Here is a 21,859-nt window from a genome sequence, read left to right as displayed (position 1 = left end):
ACGAATCCGTCAACCCGGCAATGCCCAAAAATCATTCCGGACATTTCGATGAATCAACAGATGTCCGTCTTTAATGATCACAGCAGCTGCGCGGTGGTTAAATCGCTGGTTCTCCAATCTGAAATTAATATCCATCGTTTTTCACTCCTTCTTTTTTTGTTATCGACCCATACTTTTTCACATTTTCCCATATTCCTGAATATTTCAAGATACACGGTTTTTGTTACAAACGAATAGGTTGGTATGCCTGCATTTCAGAATTATCCCAAACAACAGATTACAATATAACTTATTTGAGTATAATTCAGAAATCAAACTGAAATGTTATTTTCAAAACATCCGATGCTATACTCGGTTTATTCAATTCACCACTACAACGCAGTATTCATATACAGCCTACACATATACGTCATATCCAATCGACAGACCGTGATCTGTCATCCACTTTCATCAACCGTCACTTTTTTTCAACATCAGGAGGAATTACAACATGAAACGTATTTTGACAACAGTAACAATGAGCGCACTCGTCGTTTCGGGATTCGCAAGTACGGGTACAGGTAAGGTTGAAGCTGCTAGTTCTTCTTCTTATAAAGTCAAGATCATGGCAGACGGATTACGTGTCCGGACAGGCCCTTCGACTAACTACAAAATCGTCGCTGGCGTCAACGCTGGTCAAACGTTTAAGTATTACGGCAAAACAGGCAACTGGACTAAAATTTCGTACGGCGGCAAGAAACGCTATGTTTACTCAGGTTATGTAAAACGTTACAGCACAGGAAAAAAGGCAACAGCTAAAAAAGCATCGTTCTCAACAGGCTTCCTGCGTCCGACGAGCGGATCCATCTCACAAGGATACGGAAGTGCAAGCGGCCGCTACGGATACACGTTCCATAACGGCATCGATATCGCAGCAGCGACAGGGACAACGGTCCGTGCAACTGCTTCCGGTAAAGTAATCAAGTCCGGCTACCAAGGCGCATACGGCAACTATGTCATGATGACACATAAAGTGAACGGTCTTACGTACACAAGTGTCTATGCCCACCTCAGCAGTCGCTCGGTCTACGCCGGTCAATCAATTGCAAAAGGTACAAAAATCGGAAACGTCGGCAGCACCGGAAACTCAACGGGTTCACACCTTCACTTTGAACTTCACCGTGGTGGTTACGTCTACAGTGGCTCTTCGGCTGCAAACAGCATCAACCCGCTTAACGTTTTATAAGCACAACGTCGGACACTCGATATCGGGTGTCCGTTTTTTTAAACCTTTCTTAAAATAGATCGTTTGAAATAAACTTATCCTAGTTATTGGGAAATTCAGCATACCATAATGAAACAAACATTTCTGTTCTCTTTTAACAAAAAATCAACTCTCGTCAGCTCCAGACCCCTTTTTTGCCTTCATTTCAAGAGAGGATTATTTTACCATTTAAAGTAAATAATCATTTTTAAATCAATAAAATATAAAATTGTGAAACACTATAGAAATAATATTGTAATATTTAAACATTTTGACAAATGGTACACTCATCTAAGAAATTCATATAGTGATATTACATAGAACACACTGATCGCAGCCTTACAGATTTAAAGGAGGATTTACTGAATTGAAGAAATTATTTACTACGCTGACGGTCTCAGCCATCGCCGTCGCCGGATTTTCTACATATGCTGTTCCAAAAGCAGATGCCGCAACGTTTTATAAAGTCAAAGTCATGGAAGACGGGCTTCGTGCACGGACCGGTCCAGCAACGACATACGGTGTCATCACAGGTCTCGATAAAGGAGATACGTATAAATATTTAGGACGTACGGGGAACTGGACAAAAATTCTCTACGGTTCGAAAAAAGTATACGTCTCTTCTACATATGTCAAAAAGTATTCCGTCACGACTTCCTACAAAATCAAGGTCATGGTCGATAACTTACGTGTTCGCAGCAGTTCTTCGACGAGCAGCCAGCAGGTCGGAACCGTCAACAGTGGTCAAACGTTCCGTTATCTCGGCCGGACGGGTGACTGGATCAAGTTTTTATACAACGGGGACAAACGGTTTGTTCACGCCGATTATGTCAAAAAGTATACTGTCACCAGCCTAACGAAGTCGTCGGGCGGTGCAACAAAAGCGTCCAACGATTTCATTACGCCGACGAGCGGTCCGATTACACAAGGATATGGAAAGGCCAGTGGCGTGTACGGTTACACGTTCCATAACGGCATCGATTACGGCGCACCGAAAGGCACACCGGTCTATGCGACAGCGGCCGGTAAAGTCATCACATCGCAGTATAAAGGCGCCTACGGCAATTACATCATGGTCAAACATACGATTGACGGTGCCTCGTTCACGAGTCTCTATGCCCACTTGAACAGCCGTTCGGTTTCCGTCGGACAATCGGTCTCTAAAGGTCAAGTTCTTGGAACGGTCGGCGCAACAGGTAACGCGTTCGGTACGCACCTTCACTTTGAACTTCACCGCGGGACATACGTCTACAGTGCGACATCTGCCGCAAGCAGTGTCAATCCCCTTAACTATTTATAAGAACTAAAAACACGCTGTGCTGAGTGCACAACGTGTTTTTTTGCATCTGTCACCGATTTTGCTTTGCTTGATAAGCTTTCGAATAACGGTCCGCTGCAATGATTGCATCCGCTACTTCATCAGCAGTGACATCAAATCCGCTGTGGATCGTCTCCCCGTCTGCCGTCGCCGCCTGTCCGACTTTGAGAATGTCTTCGCGTGATGCATCTTTTAATTTTACGTCTTCGAGTGTGACCGGCAGACCAAGGTCCATATAAAACGCAATATACCGCTCAATCTCTTCTTGCGGATGTTCTTCGAGGGCCAGTTGGACAAGTGTCCCGAACGCAACCTTTTCACCGTGCGTCAAGTGATGGATGTCCCCGTCGAGTGCCGTAAAGCCGTTATGGATGGCGTGCGCTGCCGCTAGCCCCCCGCTCTCAAAACCAAGACCGCTGAGCAAGGTGTTCGCTTCGACGACGGCTTCGAGGGCCGGCGTGACGACTTTCGCCTGAACCGACTCGTAGGCGAGGCGTCCGTGCTCAAACAAAACCTCTTCACACCGTTTCGCGATGGCTTCCGCTGCAATCGTCGGGCGTCCACCGGCCATCGTCGATCCGCCAAAAGCAATGACGCTCCGCACTTCGACCCATGTCGCCAGTGCGTCGGCGATTCCCGAGGCAAAGAAGCGTGCCGGTGCTTCCGAGATCAACTTCGTGTCGACCAAAACAAGATCGGGATTTTTGTTGTAGAATCGATAACTCTCAAAAATTCCTTCATCGGAATAAATGACCGATAAGGCACTGGTCGGTGCATCAGTCGACGCGATGGTCGGGACGATGACGACCGGCAGATGGAGTTCGTCGGAGACGGCTTTCGCTGTATCAAGCGTTTTCCCACCGCCTACACCCATGACGAACTTGACACCGACGTCTTTCGCTTGCTTCGCAATCCGTTCGACTTCATGCTTTGAGGCTTCTCCGCTGAAATCCGCTTTTTCGATTTTGATTCCTTCAGTTGAAAATGAAGCTTGGACACGTTCCTCGACAATTCCCCAGACGACATCATCCGCGATGACGAGGGCCACATCACCAATCGGGCTCACGTATGTACCGAGCCGATCAATGACATTTTTTCCTTGGACGTACTTTGCCGGACTAATGAAAACACGTTCTGACATGTTCAACATCCTTTCTTTTTCAACGAGAGCATCAACAATGACTTACATTCTATTGCTTTCCTTTTCGTCCGGTCCTCTAAACTCCTTGAGCCGTGAACATTAGGTGAATTGCAGAACCGGTCGTGCCAAACGTTGACGTACCAATCGTCCGTCAGTCGCCAATCGTTCATCCGGATGCTCTCCGAACCATTCGAGACTCGCCGTTTTCGCAACCAGCGCCGATTTGAGTTCTTCAAAAAATCGGTCGTAATCAACGATACCGTCAAATAACGGTACCATGCCGTCCCGCGAGCCGCTTGCCGCATACACATTAGCCGGTTCAAAGACGTCGAATTGATCGGCTCGTGCCACCGTCTTCAAGTGAAGGTGTTCGATGACCGGTTCGAGCCGGCGGTAAGCTGCGACCGGATCGGCGCCGGATTCGACGACATGGAGGACGTCGAAATTCACGCGGCAGGCCGGATGATTGACCTCATGCAATAACCGCTCCGTCGACTCGATCGTGTCGACCGCCGTATTCGGATGGATTTCAAGCAACACCAACTGCTTCGCTTGATCCAAGACTTTACAGACACCGCTCAATTGATAAACAAGTCGCGCCCGTTCCGCCTCCGTCAGTTGATGACTCGCCTTGTGACCGGCAAAAATCCGGATCCGGCGGGTTCCGAGCCGCTGGGCGAGACGAGACAAGGCTTTCGTTTGTTCAAGCAAGACGGACAGTGGAGCGTCAAACGACAGGTAATGGCTGAGCATGCTGACATGAACTCCGCTGTTTTGTAACAAGACGAGGTCTGCTTCCTGCAGATGCTTCGCATGAACACCCCAAACATCCATCGCCTCAAACTCATTTGCTGCGGCAAACCTCACCAACTCATCGAATGACCGCAGATGATGCCGGTAGCTGATCGTACAAAGTGCGAGTTGCATCCGTTTCCCCTTCTTTCTGTTGAAATCGGCTGAACAAATCGACGAGTTGCCGTTTGATGTCATCTTCGAGCGTTGTTTGTGCGACGAGCCATTGTTGGATATCCTGTAAATCTGCCCGGTCGCGGGTCATGCTGTATTTGATCGCCCGGTGTTGAATGATTGTGTATTGATTGACCAATTGCTCGATTTTGTCACACCAGTCGTCAAAATCGGACGCCACTAAATCAATATCCAAGCGTTCATAAAAATAGGCAAAGGCATGCTCATAAGCATATTTGCGGATGGCGATGACGGGCAGTTGCTTTAACGCCTCCGGCAACTTTTCCGGTCTCGACGCATGGTGTAAGATGACCTGTTCGACCGCTTCCGTCAATGGATGGTGCCGCTTAAGACCACTCATGAAATACGCGGAGACGGTTTCCGTGTCCGGCAATTTGACCTGACTCCCGTCAAACCAAAAGCCACCGGCAACGGTCGGCTGATCGATCGCCTGAAGAATCCGTGTCCGATCAAATTCACCTTCATACCGGAAGTCCGGATCAAGCATCCGCCACCTGTCTTCATCATCCGTTGGTTCGAGCATCACGTAATGCGGAAAGACCTCGTGATGGAATTTATTCTCCCGCTCCGGTAACCGGGCGAGGTCGAGCATGACAATGACGGATTGTTCCGGTCGTTTGGTTTTCATGAACTGTTCCAGAACGGTGAGGTTCGCCGCTTTCGAACGGGACGAATCGTACCAGGACTGAACGTTGATTCCATACAGCAAGCGGTACCAATCGAGCATCGCTTCATGACTGATATGCGCCGCATGGTGGGACAGGACAAACTCAGACGTTAACGCAAAGTCAGCGTCCCAGATGCCAAAGTAGTATGGACGATGGTCGGCGTCCGATCGTTTGATTACTTCACAGACACAACTGACGAGACAGTGGACTTTAATCATCAGACGACCTCCTTTTGTACCAACGATTGCAGCAACTGATCGACCGTCATCTGCGGCAGTTGAGCAAGTTGTTCATCCGCCAGGACATACCCGTGTTCAAGTTCCAGATGAACGAGCAATTGCAACAGCCGCATCGAATCCAGCTGCAGGTCGTCCCGAAGCCGTTCGCCTCCCGTCACTGGTTGTAGCATAGTCACTTCCAGCTGTTCCTCGACAATCTGACAAAATGACGTGTAATCAAGGAGTGGACTCATGACGTCACCCCCAGACGAACGCGACTGATTTTCCCGTTTGGCAGCTTTTCAATGGCCGGCACAAACGCCCAATCCGACGGACATTGATGTGGTGCAAGCTGTTCCCGACAATAGGTCCGCAACGCGTCTTCCGTCGCCGAGCTGACGACTTGGACACAGACACGTTCACCTTGCAGACGGTCCGTCCGTTTGAAGACGACGGCCTCTTCGACAGCATCATGACGGAGTAATACATCCTCAATATCCGCCGGATACACCGATAGACCGGACACATTGATCATTTCGTCGAGACGACTGAAGAACCGCAATTCGCCGGTACTCGTCTGCCCCATTAAATCTTTGGTTCCGATCCACTGGTCTCCTGCCTTCACCATTAACTCAGCCGGCTCGTCAATGGTACCGGTCTGGATTGTCAGATGTGGCAACGGATAGCCGATCGCTTGAGCTGATTCCGGAGCAGGATGTAAGGCAATGCAGCCGATTTCCGAACAGCCGTACTGTTGCAACAGATGATCCGTTACGTTCTGTATGGCTTCAAACCAGACGGTCGGCAAGGTCATTCCGGAAATCATCACCGCAAACAGCCGTTGCTTAAATTGGCTGAGTAAATAGACGAGTCCCGGTCCGGCATACAAAATGGCGTTCGGATGTGCCTGACAGACGTGTAAAATATGCTTCGGTGACAGGTTTTCCAAGATAATCGGTGTCGCTCCACGCTCAAATGTCGCCAAGACCCCGCAAATCAATCCGAATGAATGCGACGTCGGGCAGGCAACGATGGTTCCGGTCGTCGCTGTTAACGGAAAACGTTGACCATAGGCTGCCAGTTCCTCATCAATCGAAGCCCACGTCCGGTGAATGACTTTTGCGTCGCCGGTCGTGCCGGAGCTGAACTGAATCAATCCGCCCGGTCGGTTCGTTGACGCCGCCAAACGGATCGGCTGTTGAAAATCGGCATACACCAAATAATCACATCCCGCCTGTGCCGCCAGACGTCTTGCTCCGGCTTCCGGCAAATCCGGATGGAGCGGTACGACCGTCCCGTGCATCTGTTTCATATAGAGACAAAACGCGATCCATGCCGCTGTGTCCTTGACGCAGACGGCAACGACGGTCTGTGCGGGATCCGTGAGCCAATCGAGTCGACAGACCGGATGATCGGTCAGCATCTGTTTTGTATAAAACGTGTCTTCAATGTATAACATGCGTTTCGCTTCCTTTCGGTGTTTGAGATTGCAGAGGATTGCGGATCAGGTGCCGGCACTGCGTCGTGTTGAATTTCCGCGCAACAAGCGACTCCGTATAGACCGTCGGCGTATCGAGTTGTAACGCTTCGAGACGAGCCGGTGGCAAATTCAGTCCAGCGAGTATGTCGGCGGTCCAGTTAAAAAAGGTCGTCTCGTCGAGCTGGTGTGTTTCTTTCAGCTGATGCGACAACTCCGTCAGATGAAAGACAAACACCGTATCGACGACCAGCTCGCGTAACGCTTCGACCTGGTCCATCTCGTAGTACAGATTAGTCGTTGAGCGAAAGGCCGGATGCAGCGTATCGAACGTCGGAATCTTTTCCGGACGTCGGACAAAGGAACGGACAAATTCAACGCTGTCATGAAAATCCCGTAACATCAGCCGCGTCGGCCAACCGTCCTTCAAGACCAACAAAGCATTTTGGGCATGCGCCTCCACCGCGATTCCTTCTTCAATGAGCAGCCGGAACACCGGTTTCAAATAGACGGTCAGAAACTGTTTCAGCCACCGCTCCCGTCCGTATGATTTGAACCATGGTTCAAGAAACAGAGTCTCGTTCTCTTCGCGGAGGGCAAGTGCCGTCAACGGAATGACCGTTTCGTCCGGTGACACAGCCGCCAAGACATTGTCCCGGTACAAACAGCCGATTCGTCCCGACAAGTTGCCGTCTGTCGTCTCCACGACTTGACTGGCGAATTCCCGGAGCACGGTCACCGGCAGTTTTTGCGTCCGGTCGACCAACCAGTCGGACAACACAGGTGCTGCGACGATGTTCGGAACGGTGAACGTCCGTCGTGAGGACGTCTGCATCAAATCGAGCGGAAGCTTGATGTGCGGAACCGTCGGCGCATCCGGTTGAAAGACGGTCCGGATCGACTGCGTTGCTTGAAACAAGGGACCGGCTTCCCCGAGATCGATGCCGCCGGACGTGCGGACATCCGCTTCGACGTGTTGCCATTGCCACGGGTGGACCGGTAGAACGTGATAACCGGTCGGATCGTCGACCGCAGAACTTAACTTTTCCTGCAACCGGAGATACGTCTCGTGCCCAAACGTCTGCTCCATCACACCATCCATGCGTTGTTGATGAACGATCGACACCGGGAGGGCAACAAAGTGCAATCGGAAACGTTGCCCTGCTTCCGGTCCATAGCGCGAGTGGTCGTCACGCGAAAAGCCAATCCGGGACTTAAAACATGGATGGTACGGGTGCCCTTCGACCAATGCTTGTTCGAGTTGTTCGTAGGACAAATGCGTCCGCGGCTCGGGAAATGTCGGACACGCGTCGGCAAACTGAACCGTCTGCCGCAGTTCCAACCGTAGCGGCTCCGCGAGTTGAAAACAGTCCATGATGTGCTCAAGCGTCGACGATTGCTCGTGATTTCCCCGCGTCAAGACGACCGTCTCGATGTCGAGCCAAACGCGGTCAAACGCTCCCCGTCTGCCGTCGACTGTCAGCTCATACGGCGGACGGACAAAACGAAACGTCGTCTGTCCCTGTCGCCGGTGTTCGATGAACGGTTCGATCCGTTCAAACAGGATGGCTTCAAGAAGTTGTTTGCAGACACGTCGTTCGTTCGTCGTTCGCATGGCGGACCTCCCGGTGTAATGGATTGTCGATTTCGATGAAGATCACCCGCTCGCCGCTGACTTCGAGTTCGTCGAGCGCATGGAGCCGTGTCAACAAGTTCGCTTTATACGGTAACGTCGGCCGTGAACGGACATATTCGAGCCAATCCTTGCCGCGTCCCGATAAAATCTGACTTTTTTGATCGCACCACGTTCCGACCCACTCGAGCATCGTTGATTCCGCAAGCAAGCCGTCGCGGTCAAACCGGTGGATCAGACCGGACAAGTGATTCCAGATCATGTAATACGTCAACCGCTCCTTGATCGTCGTCTCGTCGTAGAACAATTCCGGTGCTTCTGCCAGTGCGGCTTCCAGATGGATTAGCTGGTTTTTGTTCGAACGGGCGAGATAATAGCCTTGATTATCGCGAAACTGGTAGCTGACAGGACGCCCTTGTTCAAACCGGATCAGACTGTTTTGCTGATGCGCTTCGAGCGCAATCCCGTAGTCTTCATACAACTCGACCAAGGTCCCGAGTGTCAGTTCGATATACGTCTCGAACCAGTCCCGGGCCGCTTCAGAAAGCGATTGATCCGCTCGCTTTGACTTCAAGACGAGCGATGCCAAGACGGACGGTTCTTGATCGAGCGGTTCCTGAACGAGTGCCGCGACGTTGATCGCATCATCCTGGGCTTCGCGGTAGATGACCTCAAAACCGGACTCGTCTGCACCGGTCTGAACCGTTGCGTATGCCGGATCATGGGTAATCGAAAAGCCGTCCGGAAACGAAATGTGTTCGGCGAGACGCCGCATGACGAGTCCCGCAGTCAGTTCGTGCCGTTTATTGACCCGGCGCGAATTGGTGACTTGGACCGGAATCGAAAACTTCAGCATGTGCGACCGATCTGCTTGCAGGACCGTCCGGATCGAGGATGTCGCGAAGTACGTCGGACCTAGTCGGCCGAGATGGCGGAGTTGGTTCGTCGCGAGCAACTGTTGCACGGTCGGTTGCAACAAAAGATGTTGCGCCTGTAAAGGATGCGCGGGTAACAGGCGTTCTGACGCTGACAGTGCCACCGCTGATCCGAGTTGCTTCCGCATCTGTTCGCTAATCCGTTGATCCGTCGCACTGGCCTCCGTCAGCAGGGACTCATTAACCGCAAAATAATCGAGTTGGAACCCGTTCCTGAATTCCGGTGCATACGCAACTTGCTCCCAGTCATGCATGCCGACCCGGCTTTTCGGCGTCGGGTGGAACCAATGTCCGAACCGGACCGTCTGCTCGTATTCAAGAAACGTCTCAGGATAAAACGGCTCGTTCAGCTCATGCGCGATGACGTGACACATACACCGGTGACTGTCGAGGACCCGGTACAATAAATCCGTTACGCCGGGAGCAAGCCGTTGCAGATGTTGGCAACAGGCAATGATGAACGTCAATGGTGCTTCCTCCGTCCATCCGCAGCTCGTTTGCCGGTAAATTCGTCCGATTTCGTGACGCCCGATCCGTGAACGGCGTCGGATTTCAAGAACGTAGACGGTCCCGACGTCGATCCGGCAGGCCGTCTCACCGAACCAGACGTTCTCATCGTCTGTTGGAATGAACCACTCGATCATGTCGATTTCACGGAGGTAGCTGTTGCCGAAAGCTTGGAGCGTTGCATGGGTTGCAATCTCTTCGGTTCGTTCTGTACGTGTCGTCATGACTGTCACACTCCTTCTAACAATTGATAATCATTCTCACTCTTGGAAAAGAGAAAAACGGGTTTCCCCGTTCTTTCTCCTGCTCTTCATCTGGTCATTTCAATAAGACGTCTTCCAGTTCCGTTAATCCTTTTTGACGTTCGATTGGATCCCAGAAGCCCCACGTCGTCGACAATTGGTGGACTTGATCTTGTTTGACTGCTGTCAGCCCTTTCCAGACTTTCCCGTTCGTCACTTCATCGTAGTACGGTCCACTGTTGAAGTACGACAGATCAATGATGTGGTCGGGGTTATATTTCGCCAGTCCTTCGATCGAAATATTTTCCCCGAAGTCTTTTGGCAGACCTTTCGTCGGTGTCAGTCCGATATCATCAAACAGCAGCGAGTTCGTCGCGTGGTTCGTCAGACCGTAGACCCGAATATCTTTTTTGTTGACCGAGACCGCCATGAAGGTCTCGTCCTTGACGTTTTCCTTGATCCGTTGACCGATGTCTTTTGCTTCTTTCGCCAAGTCATCGATGACTGCTTGTCCTTCTTCTTTCTTGTTGACCGCTTCCGCGACTTTCAGGTGATCTTCTTTCCAGTCACCACCCACCTCGACGGCGACCGTCGGAATCGTTTTCGCCAGTTTGTCATACAGCGGTTTGTACCGGTCACTGATGATCAACAAGTCCGGATCCAGTTTGACGATTTCTTCCGGATTGATTTCGTCCGCGTACGGCAACGCCTTCGTTCCTTTGAGTTCTTTCGTCAAGTGTGGTGGAAACTCATTATCGTACGCCATCACGGCATACGGTTTGACACCGACGGAGACGAGCGATCCTTCCCATGAGACGTGCGACAGGACAACCACTTTTTTCGGATCATTCGGAACTTCCGTTTTTCCAAAAATATGTTCAACGGTGTGGACGGCGGCGGCTTTTTTTGTCGGTTGTTCGCTTGCCTCGCCTCCACAGGCGGCTAATACAACACACGTCGCGAGGACGGATGTGACACTGATGATTTTTTTCATGTGGTTCTTTTCCCCTCTCACTCTCGTTCTTCACTAGTAATGATAATCATTATCACTAAAGAGCGACATGGACGAACCGATCAACTTTCATGGACAAATCAAGCGTGGTTCATTTTCGATGTACTCTAACAATTGCTTCAGCATATGGGTGCGTCCGAGTGGTCCCCACGGATCCCAATCAACGCTGTCCGGATAATGGACTTGATGACGCTGGACCGCCTGCAAAGTTTGCCACGACTCTTCTTGCTGAATCCGCTCGACATCAACCGGTTGACTCCATAAGATCAGCAGGTTTTCGGGATTGACTCGTTGTAACGTCTCCAGCGTGACGATTTCATAAATGGCTTCCGGTAATCCCGGTGTCGGTGTCAGACCCAAATCCTGAAATAAAAAATCGAGCATCGTATGTTCCTTCGTACCGTATAACCGCACCTCGTCCGGTCGAATCCAGACGACGGCCCATGTACCGGTCTTGTTCCACGCCAAACGTTCCTTGACCGTTTGTTCGAGCGCTGTAATCTGCGCGGCGATCGGCTCGAGCCGGTCTTCCCGATTCGTCGCGGCAGCAATCAGTCGGAGATAATCACTCCAACAGGTTTGATGCGGCAGTTCAAGGACATGATCCGCCGGCAACCAGCTGATATCCTGACCCTTTTCTAAACTCGGTGTCTTGATAATCAAATCGAGTGCCGTCGTCTCGAACCATTCCCGTTCGAGCGGTTGATTGGCGTCGTACAACCGGGTTCCGTCTAGTCCGGTCAAAAACACGGGTAATCCGCTTGCTCCGTATTCCGTCGGATAACTCGGTGCGAGGATCGGTTGCAGACCAAGTGCCAACAGATGATCCTGCAACAAAAGCCGGCTGGCAATCCCGATCCGGGGCGTGATCCGTTGTAAAAAATGGGTCGGCGACAAACCGGTCCGTTTTTTGAAGAGGCGGCTGAAATAAAATTCATCCTGCAATCCCACTTTTTGTGCGATTTGCGCCAATGTCATTTCGTGTGAAGCCAGCATCCACTCCTTTGCCGTGCGGATCCGCAATTGCGTCACATATTCTTTTGGTGTTGCGTGATACCGCTCTTTGAACAGCCGGTTAAATGTCGGTACCGACATTCCGAGATCAAGCGCCAGCTCATGGACGGACCGTTGCGTCGACAAGTCCCTCAGCCACGAAGTGACCACTTCCTCAAAGACGTGATTCTCCTGTTCGCGGTTCAATGTCTCAAGCAATTGATAGAGAATTCGTAGTTGAGTCAACCCTTCCTGTTCCGAATTCGGGCTGACACGGAGTTGCCGTAACCAGTCATGCAGGATGTCCGCATCTTGCCGGTACAGGGCACACCGGTGTCCCGTCAACGTCAGGTGGTAAAACAAACAGGTCTCTTTCCCAGCCGGCAACACCTCGTCGATTTGTTCAATCCAGACGGCGTCACCCGGGTATAACCGGTGCCGGTTGCTGTATAAAAATCCGCTCCCCGCAACAACGATGACCAGTCCCGGCTTGACTGATCGCCGGTCGCCTTCAAGCAACCAATGTTTCTCGATTGGTAACGGTTTGATCTGTAACTCCATCCTGCCCACTCCCTAAAAAAACATTTGACAAAAAATTGGTCTTCGATGTACGTTTAATCGCGTTGATAATGAATCTGATTCTCAATTAAAAAGGAGAGACGTCTATGACTACATCCGTTCGACCACGCTCGATCCTGACGATTGTTGCTCTCACGGTTGGACTGCTCACGCTATTGAGTACACTGTCCTTGTTTTATGGTGCCGTGCCGATTTCCCGGGCGACCGTCCTCGCCTCGTTTCATGCCTTTGACGCCGATAATTTGCAGCATCAACTCGTCCAAGAAGTCCGGCTTCCGCGTCTGATTTGCGCCGGGCTTGTCGGCATTGCTCTGGCGCTGTCAGGGACAATGATGCAGGGGTTGACCCGGAATGCGCTGGCTGATCCCTCCCTGCTTGGCATCACCCACGGAGCAGGACTTGGAGTCGCCTTGTCGCTGGCCTTTGTCTCGGAGCATTCATTTGTGACTTCGCTTGCCTTTTCGTTTGGCGGCGCTGCACTTGGGACAACCGTCATTCTGTTGATCACGGTGTTTGCCCGTGGCCGCTTTTCACCGGTCACGTTGACCGTAGCCGGTGCGGCCCTGAGTGCTTTATTCAGCGCCTTGTCGACCGGCATCACTCTGTTTCACCAAGTCGCCCAAGATCTCAGCTTTTGGTATGCCGGCGGGTTGTCCGGGGCAAAATGGGCGCACGTGTTGGTCTTGCTCCCGGTCGTCCTGCTTGGCCTCCTCATTTCCTTACATATCGCCCGCAGCATGACCGTCCTCTCGCTCGGAGAAGACGTTGCGACCGGGCTCGGTTCCTCGTTGACGAAAGTCCGGCTGCTGGGATTTTGCAGCATCGTCCTGCTTGCCGGTGTTGCCGTGTCGGTCGCCGGTGTCATCGGCTTTGTCGGCTTGATCATTCCCCATATCAGCCGCTTTTTGGTCGGGACGAACTATTACCTGTTGTTGCCGGTCAGCGCCCTGTTCGGCATGACGTTATTGATTGCTTCCGATTTGCTGGCGCGCATGATTAATCCGCCGTTCGAAACCCCGCTTGGAGCCGTCACCGCCTTGGTCGGTGTCCCCTACTTCCTTTATCTCGCCCGCCGAAAGGAGTTGTCCGTCTGATGGATGTCTGGCATGCCGTAAAACAGGCGCGATTGACGCTGTTTTGTTTATGTAGTCTGCTCGTTTTGACATTCGTGTACAGTCTGTCGACCGGAATTCTTCCCGTTTCGTTTGGGGCGATCGGCCGAACGTTGATCGGACAGGGAACGGAAGCGGAACGATTGATTCTCATCGATCTCCGGTTACCGCGGATGCTGCTCGCCTTGTTGATTGGTGCCGGACTGGCTGTCTCCGGAACATTACTTCAAGGGATGTCACGCAATGCCCTCGCCGATCCCGGCATTCTCGGAATCAATGCCGGTGCCGGACTGTCTGTCGTCTTGACATTGTTTTTCTTCCGCTCCGCTACACATCAACTTCCAGTTCTGCCGTTCGTCGCTTTTTTCGGTGCGACACTTGTCGCCTGGACGATTTACCGGTTGGCGGGAAAAGCGGTCCAACCGGGACGTCTGTTGTTGGTCGGGGTCGGAATCAACGCGCTGTGCGGCGCCCTCCTGATCATTTTTCAGTTGAAGATGGATCCGCGCGATTTTCAGCAGGCGACGGTCTGGTTGACCGGAAGCATCTGGCAGGCGGATTGGGCATCCGTCTTGACGCTTGCCCCTTGGATCATCTGCCTGGTGCCGCTTGCCTTTTTACACAGCCGGTCGTTGAATCTGTTGCAACTGAGCGGCTCGCTCCCACAGACGTTAGGACTCCGAGTCGAGCGGACACGGAAACGGATTTTATTGATTGCTGCCGCACTTGCCGGTTCCTGTGTCGCTGCCGGCGGCGGAATTTCCTTTATCGGATTGCTCGCCCCGCATATCGCCCGGCGTCTTGTCGGACCGAACCATTACAGTCTGATTCCGGTCGCCGCCCTGCTCGGCAGCCTGCTCGTGTTGCTCGCCGACTTGATTGGGAAAAATCTGCTTGCTCCGGCCGACATTCCGGTCGGGATTGTCATCGCAATTCTTGGAGCACCTTATTTCATCGTATTATTGTTCCGAAAATGAAGGCAGACCGATTCGCCACAAGTGGACGGATCGGTCTTTTTCTCAGCGTTTGCCTTTTTGCCCCAGCACCTCGTAATACTGCTGATCACTTCCTAAAATAAACGAAGGTGCCGGTTGACCACGACGCGCGCGGTGACCTGCAAGATGGACGTCACTCGTCTCCCACGCTTTCCAGTCCTGTTCCGATTCCCAGCGAATCAAGACGATGACTTCTTCCTCGCCCCGCGTTCGCTTTTTTTGCAGGACACTGAGATCGATGAAGCCGGGTTGTCGTTCGATGATGCCTTCGCCTGCGAACCGTTCAATCATCGACTCGGCATGACCGGTTTCCACCCGGATTGTTTTAAGTTGAATAAACAGAAAAACCACTCCTCTTTAATTGATAATGAATCTCATTTGCAATACTACTATATCATCGATCCTGTTCTCTTTGTCAATACCATTCCAATTTGTTTCCATCGATGATGATTGGGCAGACAGCAAAAAAGCTGTCTCGATTCGAGATCGAAACAGCTTTAACGCTATACACTTTAGATGTTATTCAGGCAACGCGTGATTGTTCCGTACGGTCGGCTTTTTTCCGCCCGAATAATCCGCCTAAGACGGCACCGATGATGGCGGGTACGACCCAACCGAGCCCGACGGAGAAAAACGGCAACACGTTTTCAAATACGCGTAAGACCGGTCCGACCGGTGCTTCCGCTGCCTTCAGTCCATCAAACAGACTGACGGCAAATGTCATCCACATCGCTCCCTGATAGACAGCCGGTTTTCCTTTAAAGACAGAATGTAAAAACGTCAGGAAAATCAGACAGATTGCCAGTGGATAAAGTGTCAGCAGAACCGGTTTTGAAATCGCGATCAACTGTGTCAGACCGATGTTGGCAACGAGCGCGCTGAAGATCGACAGTCCAATCGTCCACTTGACGTATGAAATCCGTGGCAACAAGAGGGAGAAGAATGACGCACAGGCAGTAATCAGTCCGACACTTGTCGTCAGACACGCAACCGTGATCATCAAACCAAGCAAGATCGAGCCGTACGAACCGAAATAATAATCGGAGACGGCAGACAAGATTTCCGCTCCGTTCTTCAACGGACCGATTTTGGCGACACTGGAAGCCCCCATGAACGCAAGGGCCGAATAGGTGACGGCCAACAAACTTGCCGCAATCAAGGCTGCTTTCGAACAGATGATGAGCAGTTGTTTTTTCGACGTGACCCCTTTTTCCTTGATTGCCGAGATGATGATGATGCCGAAGACAAACGCTCCGAGGGCATCAAGCGTTAAATACCCTTCCTGAAATCCATTAAAAAAGGCGTTGTGTTGGTACGTCGTCAAAGGATTCTGAAAACTTCCGATCGGCTTAATGACGGCAACGAGAATCAACAGTCCGATGAATGTAATCTTGATCGGCGTCAAAATCTTTCCGACGACATCAACGATTTTTGTCGGATTCAGCGACAACAGACAGGCAAGCGTATAAAACAGAATCGAAAAGATCAACAGTGGTGTTGAGGAAGCCGACTCTCCGAAAAAGGGTTTGATCCCGATTTCATAAGAAACGGTTCCGGCTCGCGGAATCGCAAAAAATGGCCCAATTGCTAAGTACAAGATGATGGCAAAAACAAGACCGAAGACCGGGTGGACCCGTGACGCCATCGCCCGTAAATCCGCTTCACCGGAATAGGCGAACGCTAGGATCGCAAGTAACGGTAAACCGACGCCTGTGACAAGGAACCCGGCATTGGCGACCCAGACTTGCTCCCCTGCCATCTGACCGAGCATCGGTGGAAAAATCAGATTACCTGCTCCGAAAAACAAGGCAAACAGCATCATACCAATGACGACAATAAAGGATGTTGGAACTGTTTTAGACATAAGAAACCCCCACGATTTAGTTACGACCTGATTGTTTTGATCCATCAATCAGGTACTTCGTTCGAAAGGATAACATAGGTCTGTGACCTCGTGCTAGGAGTTTATCTGGTGAATATTCTGACATTTCTTAAAAAACCTTGCTGTTTCACCCTTTTCTAAAATAATGATCGCTGATTCGCTCGAATGATGTAATCGGTAACATAAGTTCATCTGACTCAGTTCAGAAAAGAGGAATCTTTTACCCTCAATTGACGTATGGATATTTGTGGTATATTTGGTTAAAAGGAGGGGTTTTGATGAAACGATTATTGATTGGCATGACGGTAGCAAGTCTGCTTGCCGGCTGTTCCAGCACACCGGAAGCCGAAAAAGTAAAACCACCGGGACTGACCTTCAAGCAAGATGAACAGACGATTAAAATCATTCCGCTCTACGACGAATATCAATCGTACGTCGATGCAACGTTAAAAGAGCCGACCGAGAATGGCGCACTATTTGAAAAACATGTTTTGGCTGCGAAACACAAATGGATCGAAAAAGAAAAACTGACAGATACCTACACAGACCAACGTATTTATGAAATTCCAACCGACAACGTCGAAGAACTGAATAAAACGATTGCCTACTTAAAAAAACACCAAGATTCCATTCATCAACAGATCAAAAAAAGTCTTCAGACTTCGATTGATGCACTGCCGAGAACAGAGAAGCTGACGGTCTTCGTCGCGCCTTATAATGTCCATAACGCAACCGATCTTCAACGCTTCGGCGGCGTCAGCGGTTTCGCCTCCGGAAAAAACATGTTCACCCTTTACTTAGCAAAAGATTTTTCAACAGATACACTGGCGAATAGCGTCGCCCACGAATACCACCATACCGTTGCTTTTGAAAGCATCACGCACGACTCGATGTTCAACGGTATCATGTTGGAAGGTGAAGCGGACATGTTTGCCGCACAGGTTTATCCAAAAGGTAAAACGGAAACGACCGAACCGTTGCTCGATCATACATTAGAAAATCTATTAACACATGTCAATAATAACGCTGTGACCGAGGACGATTTACGATTTGGAAACTATGACAAACAAATTCCTCCGCTTGCAAAATATACGCTCGGCTTTATGATCATGACGGATTTCATTCAAAAAAATCCAGATGTTCCCGTCGCCCAGTGGACCCAGATGCCGCCGGCTGATATTTTAGAAAAAACCGATTATGCGAAAAAATTAACGATCCGGTAATCAGCATCCGGACAGAATAAGGATAAAAAAACCACGAGTTGTGTATCTGTTAAAAGGTACATAACTCGTGGTTTTGATATTTTCAGTTGTTCACTCATTTAAAGGCCGGAATCGCCGTTTCATCATAATTGTCTTCGAGGAACTTTTTAACTTCCGGACTTGTCATCGCTTTCGCAAGTTTTTGAATCGCTTCTGAATCCTGATTGTCCTCACGGGCAACGAGCGTGATCGCAAAGTCATTCTCGACGCCTTCCGTGACGAGCGCATCCTGTTTCGGCGTCAGACCGAGCGGTGAGGCATAGGCCGGCGTCATGATGACCGCATCTGCATCGTCATAAAGACGGGCCAGCATCAGTAAATCCACTTCCTTGAATTTAAAATCGCGTTTGTTTTCCGTGATGTCTTTCATCGTGTAATACGGACCGGTTTTCTTTTTCAACTGAATCGCATCATGTTGGGCAAGTAAAGCCAGCGAGCGGTCGATGTTCGAGACGTCGTTCGCGATTGCGATGACGGCACCTTTCGGCAATTGGTCCAGCTTTTTGTATTCTTTCGAATAAAGACCGTAGTTCGCGAAGTAGATCGGTTCAATCGGGACGAGTTTCGCATCGTTGTTCCGATTGAATTCTTCCATGTACGGGACGTGTTGGAAGAAGTTCGCATCCACTTCTTTTGCCGCCAGCGCACTGTTCGGTTGAACGTTATCACTCAAGACGACGACTTCCAGGTTAATGCCCTCTTCTTTTAATTGGGGTTTAACGAGATCCAGAATTTCTGTCATCGGTTTGATCAGTGATGCAACTTTTAACGTCTCCGTTTTTTCCGTCGAACCTTGTTCGTCGTTCTTGTCCGCGTTCCCGCATCCGGCTAATGCCAGGACAAACACGCTGAGTAATATCATGATTTTTTTCATTTGAATTCCTACTTTCGGTTAACGTTTATCGAGCAAGCGTGCTACGGTCGTCCCGGCAAACTGAATCATTTGCACCAGGATGACCATAATTAAAATCATATACAGCATCAATTCTGTCTGAAACTGCTGGTAGCCGTATCGGACAGCAAAGTCACCGATTCCTCCGCCCCCGACAACCCCCATGATGGTCGAATAGGAGATGAAGCTGACGATTGACGTCGTCAGACCCAGAACAAGGCCGGACCGGGCTTCGACGAATAAAAACTTCATCACGACGGCCCGTGTCGAAGCCCCCATCGAGACCGCGGCCTCGATGATTCCTTTCGGGACATCCAGCAACGATTGCTCGACGAGGCGCGAATAATGGGCGATGGCGATGATGGCAAGCGGTACCGTCGCTGCCGCCGTCCCGATCGCGGTTCCGATGATGAGGCGCGTAAACGGAATCAAGAAGACGACGAGCAACAAAAACGGAAACGAGCGGATCGTATTGACCAACAGATTTAAAGCCGAAAACAACCAGCGATTCGCCAGCAACTGATCCTTTCGTGATAAGAACAGCAAGGTGCCGAGCGGAAGTCCGAGCAGAATCGCAGCAAGAATCGACACGCCGACCATCACGAACGTTTGTCCGATAGCCAGCCGGATTTCTGCGGCATACGTAATCAAGATCTCAGGCATGCGTCTCCCCCCGTTCGGTCAATTGGGTCAAGAACCAGCCGGCATCACTTTCGATCTCGGTCACTCCGGTCGGTTCCGTCGCAACCGTCTTGCGAATCCGTCCGTCTTCCATGATCGTGACCCGGCGGCAAATGCTCTGAATCACATTCATTTCATGGCTGACGATGACAATCGTGACGCCTAACGTTTGATTGATCGTTTGCAGGACCCGTAAAATTTCCGACGTCGTGCTCGGATCAAGCGACGAGGTCGGTTCGTCACACAGAAGAACACGCGGCCGGTTCGCGAGCGCCCGGGCAATCGCAACACGCTGTTTCTGACCACCACTCAACTCGGTCGGATACTTGCCGGAAAAATTGGCCAAGCCGACAAACTGCAGACATTCCTCGATCCGGGCAATACGGTCTTTCTTTTTAACACCGGCCAGATCAAGCGAGACGGCGATGTTCTGTTCGACGGTCTTGTTTGCAACGAGATGAAAATCCTGAAAAATCATGCCCATCTCTTGCCGGACATTCCGGAGCTTTTGTTTCGGCAAAGTCGTCAAGTCGGTCCCGTCAAACTCGACGATTCCTGCATCCGGCCGTTCGAGCAGATTCATCAGTCGCAACAGTGTGGATTTGCCGGCTCCGCTTGCTCCGATGATTCCATGAATCTCTCCCTGCTCAATCGAGAGGGTGACGGACTGAATAACGGGTTGTTTGGAAAAACTTTTATCGACGTTTCGTAATGAAATCATGTGGCACCCTCCCCTTACAACGTGTTTCATTTTACCGTAAGCTGTCCATTTTTGTCATGTTGAATGCTTTTTTTCTTTCCCGCGTCATTTCACTAATCAAGTAAATCATTTTAATAACAAAAAATCTGAACCGAAGTCCAGATTTTGATTAAGCGATGTTAATTATTCTTCGTATTTCTTGACGATCGTCGCAATCCCTTGACCGCCGCCGATGCAGAGTGTCGCCAGACCGTGGCTTTCCCCGGTCCTTAACATCTCGTGGATCAACGTCACCATGATCCGTGTTCCGCTGGCGCCGATCGGGTGACCGAGGGCAATCGCCCCGCCGTTTCGGTTCAACTTCGCCGGATCAAATCGGAGTTCTGCGTCGACTGCAAGCGACTGGGCGGCAAATGCTTCGTTTGCTTCGATGACATCGATCGCGTCCAGGCTCAGACCGGCTTTTTGCAACGCCTGACCGACTGCTTTGACCGGACCGATCCCCATGATACTCGGGTCGACGCCGGACGTCCCGTTTGCAACGATCTCGACGAGTGGTGTCAGACCAAGTTCTTTTGCCTTGCGGGCCGACATGACGACGACTGCGGCCGCTCCGTCATTAATCCCGGATGCATTGCCGGCTGTGACCGTACCGCCTTTCTTGAAAGCCGGACGCAAACGTGCGAGTGATTCCGCTGTCGTTCCGGCACGCGGGAACTCATCTTCGGCGAAGACAACCGGATCACCTTTGCGCTGTGGAATTTCAACCGGTGTGATTTCCGCTTGGAAACGATCCGCTTCGATGGCTTGACTTGCTTTTTGTTGACTGGTCGCTGCGAACTGGTCTTGCGCCTCCCGGGAAATCGTATATTGCTCGGCTAAGTTTTCCGCCGTGATCCCCATGTGGTAGTCGTTAAAGGCACACTCCAGACCGTCCTTGATGATCGTATCGACAAGCGGCTGGTCGCCCATCCGTAAGCCGGTCCGGGCTCCGCTTAACACGTACGGTGCCTGACTCATGTTTTCCATCCCGCCGGCGACGATGATCTCCGCCTCGCCGGACTTGATTGCTTGAAACGCGAGGTGAATCGCCTTTAAGCCGGAACCACAGACTTTATTGATCGTCATCGCCGGGACCGATTCCGGGAGACCGGCGAGGAGACTGGCCTGCCGTGCCGGATTTTGTCCGAGTCCCGCCTGCAGGACGTTGCCCATGATGACTTCCTCGACGAGCGCTGGTGCGACATTCGCCTGTCCGAGTGCCGCTTCGATGACCGTTGCGCCAAGTTTTGTTGCCGGAACATCCTTTAAACTGCCGTTAAAACTGCCGATTGCCGTACGTGTCGCACTGACGATGACCACTTGTTCACTCATCCTGACTT

At 51.0% G+C, this 21,859-nt stretch carries 21 protein-coding genes; 5 read left to right on the top strand and 16 right to left on the bottom strand.

The window, feature by feature from the left end; genetic code table 11:
* Nucleotides 1-9 precede the first annotated feature (9 nt).
* Entirely contained in the window at nucleotides 10-135 is a 126-nt protein-coding gene (locus D3D03_RS16955; protein WP_255415501.1) for an NUDIX hydrolase, read from the bottom strand.
* A gap of 355 nt (nucleotides 136-490) precedes the next feature.
* On the opposite strand from D3D03_RS16955, the gene D3D03_RS02615 reads away from it, so the two are divergent.
* Nucleotides 491-1,225: a peptidoglycan DD-metalloendopeptidase family protein gene (locus D3D03_RS02615; protein ID WP_028106576.1), complete on the top strand. Its 735-nt coding sequence runs from the start codon at nucleotides 491-493 to the stop codon at nucleotides 1,223-1,225.
* Nucleotides 1,226-1,610: 385 nt separating this feature from the next.
* A complete protein-coding gene (locus tag D3D03_RS02610; RefSeq protein WP_028106577.1) occupies nucleotides 1,611-2,543 on the top strand; it encodes a peptidoglycan DD-metalloendopeptidase family protein in 933 nt (310 codons plus the stop codon).
* A gap of 49 nt (nucleotides 2,544-2,592) precedes the next feature.
* Here the strand turns inward: D3D03_RS02610 and D3D03_RS02605 are convergent, their stop codons facing one another.
* The 9 genes from D3D03_RS02605 to D3D03_RS02565 form a co-directional block, all read right to left on the bottom strand.
* Nucleotides 2,593-3,702 (bottom strand): glycerol dehydrogenase, encoded by a 1,110-nt coding sequence (locus D3D03_RS02605; RefSeq protein ID WP_119922630.1) that lies wholly within the window; start codon nucleotides 3,700-3,702, stop codon nucleotides 2,593-2,595.
* A 99-nt stretch (nucleotides 3,703-3,801) separates the two neighbouring features.
* Nucleotides 3,802-4,629 (bottom strand): sugar phosphate isomerase/epimerase family protein, encoded by an 828-nt coding sequence (locus D3D03_RS02600; RefSeq protein WP_158583669.1) that lies wholly within the window; start codon nucleotides 4,627-4,629, stop codon nucleotides 3,802-3,804.
* Complete coding sequence (locus D3D03_RS02595) at nucleotides 4,574-5,575, bottom strand: DUF6005 family protein (RefSeq protein ID WP_199699988.1); 1,002 nt, start codon at nucleotides 5,573-5,575, stop codon at nucleotides 4,574-4,576. The genes D3D03_RS02600 and D3D03_RS02595 overlap by 56 nt, the downstream gene beginning before the upstream one ends.
* Nucleotides 5,575-5,829 carry a phosphopantetheine-binding protein gene (locus D3D03_RS02590; protein ID WP_119922628.1) on the bottom strand — a complete coding sequence of 85 codons (255 nt, stop codon included), beginning with the start codon at nucleotides 5,827-5,829 and terminating at the stop codon, nucleotides 5,575-5,577. The genes D3D03_RS02595 and D3D03_RS02590 overlap by 1 nt, the downstream gene beginning before the upstream one ends.
* Nucleotides 5,826-7,034, bottom strand: a complete 1,209-nt coding sequence (locus D3D03_RS02585; RefSeq protein ID WP_119922627.1) for an AMP-binding protein — start codon at nucleotides 7,032-7,034, stop codon at nucleotides 5,826-5,828. The genes D3D03_RS02590 and D3D03_RS02585 overlap by 4 nt, the downstream gene beginning before the upstream one ends.
* Nucleotides 7,021-8,667, bottom strand: a complete 1,647-nt coding sequence (locus D3D03_RS02580) for an IucA/IucC family protein (RefSeq protein WP_119922626.1) — start codon at nucleotides 8,665-8,667, stop codon at nucleotides 7,021-7,023. The genes D3D03_RS02585 and D3D03_RS02580 overlap by 14 nt, the downstream gene beginning before the upstream one ends.
* Nucleotides 8,624-10,351, bottom strand: a complete 1,728-nt coding sequence (locus D3D03_RS02575) for an IucA/IucC family protein (RefSeq protein ID WP_119922625.1) — start codon at nucleotides 10,349-10,351, stop codon at nucleotides 8,624-8,626. The genes D3D03_RS02580 and D3D03_RS02575 overlap by 44 nt, the downstream gene beginning before the upstream one ends.
* Nucleotides 10,352-10,445: 94 nt before the next feature.
* The gene (locus tag D3D03_RS02570; protein WP_026833317.1) at nucleotides 10,446-11,363 is read right to left on the bottom strand and encodes an ABC transporter substrate-binding protein; all 918 of its coding nucleotides are present in this window, start codon (nucleotides 11,361-11,363) and stop codon (nucleotides 10,446-10,448) included.
* Nucleotides 11,364-11,450: 87 nt separating this feature from the next.
* A complete protein-coding gene (locus D3D03_RS02565) occupies nucleotides 11,451-12,935 on the bottom strand; it encodes a helix-turn-helix domain-containing protein (protein WP_119922624.1) in 1,485 nt (494 codons plus the stop codon).
* 104 nt (nucleotides 12,936-13,039) lie between these two features.
* On the opposite strand from D3D03_RS02565, the gene D3D03_RS02560 reads away from it, so the two are divergent.
* A complete protein-coding gene (locus tag D3D03_RS02560) occupies nucleotides 13,040-14,047 on the top strand; it encodes a FecCD family ABC transporter permease (RefSeq protein WP_119922623.1) in 1,008 nt (335 codons plus the stop codon).
* On the top strand, nucleotides 14,047-15,042 hold the full coding sequence (locus D3D03_RS02555; protein WP_119922622.1) for a FecCD family ABC transporter permease: 996 nt from the start codon (nucleotides 14,047-14,049) through the stop codon (nucleotides 15,040-15,042). The genes D3D03_RS02560 and D3D03_RS02555 overlap by 1 nt, the downstream gene beginning before the upstream one ends.
* A 42-nt stretch (nucleotides 15,043-15,084) precedes the next feature.
* On the opposite strand, the gene D3D03_RS02550 is transcribed toward D3D03_RS02555, so the two are convergent.
* Together D3D03_RS02550 and brnQ are read right to left on the bottom strand one after the other, a co-directional pair.
* Nucleotides 15,085-15,402 (bottom strand): antibiotic biosynthesis monooxygenase, encoded by a 318-nt coding sequence (locus tag D3D03_RS02550; protein ID WP_119923087.1) that lies wholly within the window; start codon nucleotides 15,400-15,402, stop codon nucleotides 15,085-15,087.
* Between the two features lie 181 nt (nucleotides 15,403-15,583).
* The gene (gene brnQ, locus D3D03_RS02545; RefSeq protein WP_028106590.1) at nucleotides 15,584-16,924 is read right to left on the bottom strand and encodes a branched-chain amino acid transport system II carrier protein; all 1,341 of its coding nucleotides are present in this window, start codon (nucleotides 16,922-16,924) and stop codon (nucleotides 15,584-15,586) included.
* Nucleotides 16,925-17,220: 296 nt separating this feature from the next.
* On the opposite strand from brnQ, the gene D3D03_RS02540 reads away from it, so the two are divergent.
* Nucleotides 17,221-18,165, top strand: coding sequence for a DUF2268 domain-containing putative Zn-dependent protease (locus D3D03_RS02540; RefSeq protein WP_119922621.1), 945 nt, complete (start codon nucleotides 17,221-17,223; stop codon nucleotides 18,163-18,165).
* 94 nt (nucleotides 18,166-18,259) lie between these two features.
* On the opposite strand, the gene D3D03_RS02535 is transcribed toward D3D03_RS02540, so the two are convergent.
* From D3D03_RS02535 to D3D03_RS02520, 4 genes are all read right to left on the bottom strand, one after another.
* Complete coding sequence (locus tag D3D03_RS02535; protein ID WP_119922620.1) at nucleotides 18,260-19,078, bottom strand: MetQ/NlpA family ABC transporter substrate-binding protein; 819 nt, start codon at nucleotides 19,076-19,078, stop codon at nucleotides 18,260-18,262.
* A gap of 18 nt (nucleotides 19,079-19,096) precedes the next feature.
* Nucleotides 19,097-19,759, bottom strand: a complete 663-nt coding sequence (locus D3D03_RS02530) for a methionine ABC transporter permease (RefSeq protein WP_119922619.1) — start codon at nucleotides 19,757-19,759, stop codon at nucleotides 19,097-19,099.
* Nucleotides 19,752-20,498 (bottom strand): methionine ABC transporter ATP-binding protein, encoded by a 747-nt coding sequence (locus D3D03_RS02525; protein ID WP_119922618.1) that lies wholly within the window; start codon nucleotides 20,496-20,498, stop codon nucleotides 19,752-19,754. Before D3D03_RS02525 ends, D3D03_RS02530 begins: the two co-directional genes overlap by 8 nt.
* Before the next feature lie 162 nt (nucleotides 20,499-20,660).
* On the bottom strand, nucleotides 20,661-21,851 hold the full coding sequence (locus D3D03_RS02520; RefSeq protein ID WP_119922617.1) for an acetyl-CoA C-acetyltransferase: 1,191 nt from the start codon (nucleotides 21,849-21,851) through the stop codon (nucleotides 20,661-20,663).
* Nucleotides 21,852-21,859: the final 8 nt, after the last annotated feature.

This window comes from Exiguobacterium sp. RIT452 (genome assembly GCF_003598705.1).
GTDB lineage: Bacteria > Bacillota > Bacilli > Exiguobacteriales > Exiguobacteriaceae > Exiguobacterium_A > Exiguobacterium_A undae.
This window is presented reverse-complemented; position numbering and strand designations above follow the sequence as displayed.

Bases quoted from the DNA above. Each gene is read 5' to 3' on its own strand.
- D3D03_RS02590 (WP_119922628.1), bottom strand. From the start codon at position 5,829: ATGAGTCCACTCCTTGATTACACGTCATTTTGTCAGATTGTCGAGGAA.
- D3D03_RS02600 (WP_158583669.1), bottom strand. From the start codon at position 4,629: ATGCAACTCGCACTTTGTACGATCAGCTACCGGCATCATCTGCGGTCA.
- D3D03_RS02585 (WP_119922627.1), bottom strand. From the start codon at position 7,034: ATGTTATACATTGAAGACACGTTTTATACAAAACAGATGCTGACCGAT.
- brnQ (WP_028106590.1), bottom strand. From the start codon at position 16,924: ATGTCTAAAACAGTTCCAACATCCTTTATTGTCGTCATTGGTATGATG.
- D3D03_RS02535 (WP_119922620.1), bottom strand. From the start codon at position 19,078: ATGAAAAAAATCATGATATTACTCAGCGTGTTTGTCCTGGCATTAGCC.
- D3D03_RS02570 (WP_026833317.1), bottom strand. From the start codon at position 11,363: ATGAAAAAAATCATCAGTGTCACATCCGTCCTCGCGACGTGTGTTGTA.
- D3D03_RS02580 (WP_119922626.1), bottom strand. From the start codon at position 8,667: ATGCGAACGACGAACGAACGACGTGTCTGCAAACAACTTCTTGAAGCC.
- D3D03_RS02565 (WP_119922624.1), bottom strand. From the start codon at position 12,935: ATGGAGTTACAGATCAAACCGTTACCAATCGAGAAACATTGGTTGCTT.
- D3D03_RS02525 (WP_119922618.1), bottom strand. From the start codon at position 20,498: ATGATTTCATTACGAAACGTCGATAAAAGTTTTTCCAAACAACCCGTT.
- D3D03_RS02540 (WP_119922621.1), top strand. From the start codon at position 17,221: ATGAAACGATTATTGATTGGCATGACGGTAGCAAGTCTGCTTGCCGGC.
- D3D03_RS02615 (WP_028106576.1), top strand. From the start codon at position 491: ATGAAACGTATTTTGACAACAGTAACAATGAGCGCACTCGTCGTTTCG.
- D3D03_RS02595 (WP_199699988.1), bottom strand. From the start codon at position 5,575: ATGATTAAAGTCCACTGTCTCGTCAGTTGTGTCTGTGAAGTAATCAAA.
- D3D03_RS02575 (WP_119922625.1), bottom strand. From the start codon at position 10,351: ATGACGACACGTACAGAACGAACCGAAGAGATTGCAACCCATGCAACG.
- D3D03_RS02605 (WP_119922630.1), bottom strand. From the start codon at position 3,702: ATGTCAGAACGTGTTTTCATTAGTCCGGCAAAGTACGTCCAAGGAAAA.
- D3D03_RS02520 (WP_119922617.1), bottom strand. From the start codon at position 21,851: ATGAGTGAACAAGTGGTCATCGTCAGTGCGACACGTACGGCAATCGGC.
- D3D03_RS02555 (WP_119922622.1), top strand. From the start codon at position 14,047: ATGGATGTCTGGCATGCCGTAAAACAGGCGCGATTGACGCTGTTTTGT.
- D3D03_RS02530 (WP_119922619.1), bottom strand. From the start codon at position 19,759: ATGCCTGAGATCTTGATTACGTATGCCGCAGAAATCCGGCTGGCTATC.
- D3D03_RS16955 (WP_255415501.1), bottom strand. From the start codon at position 135: ATGGATATTAATTTCAGATTGGAGAACCAGCGATTTAACCACCGCGCA.
- D3D03_RS02560 (WP_119922623.1), top strand. From the start codon at position 13,040: ATGACTACATCCGTTCGACCACGCTCGATCCTGACGATTGTTGCTCTC.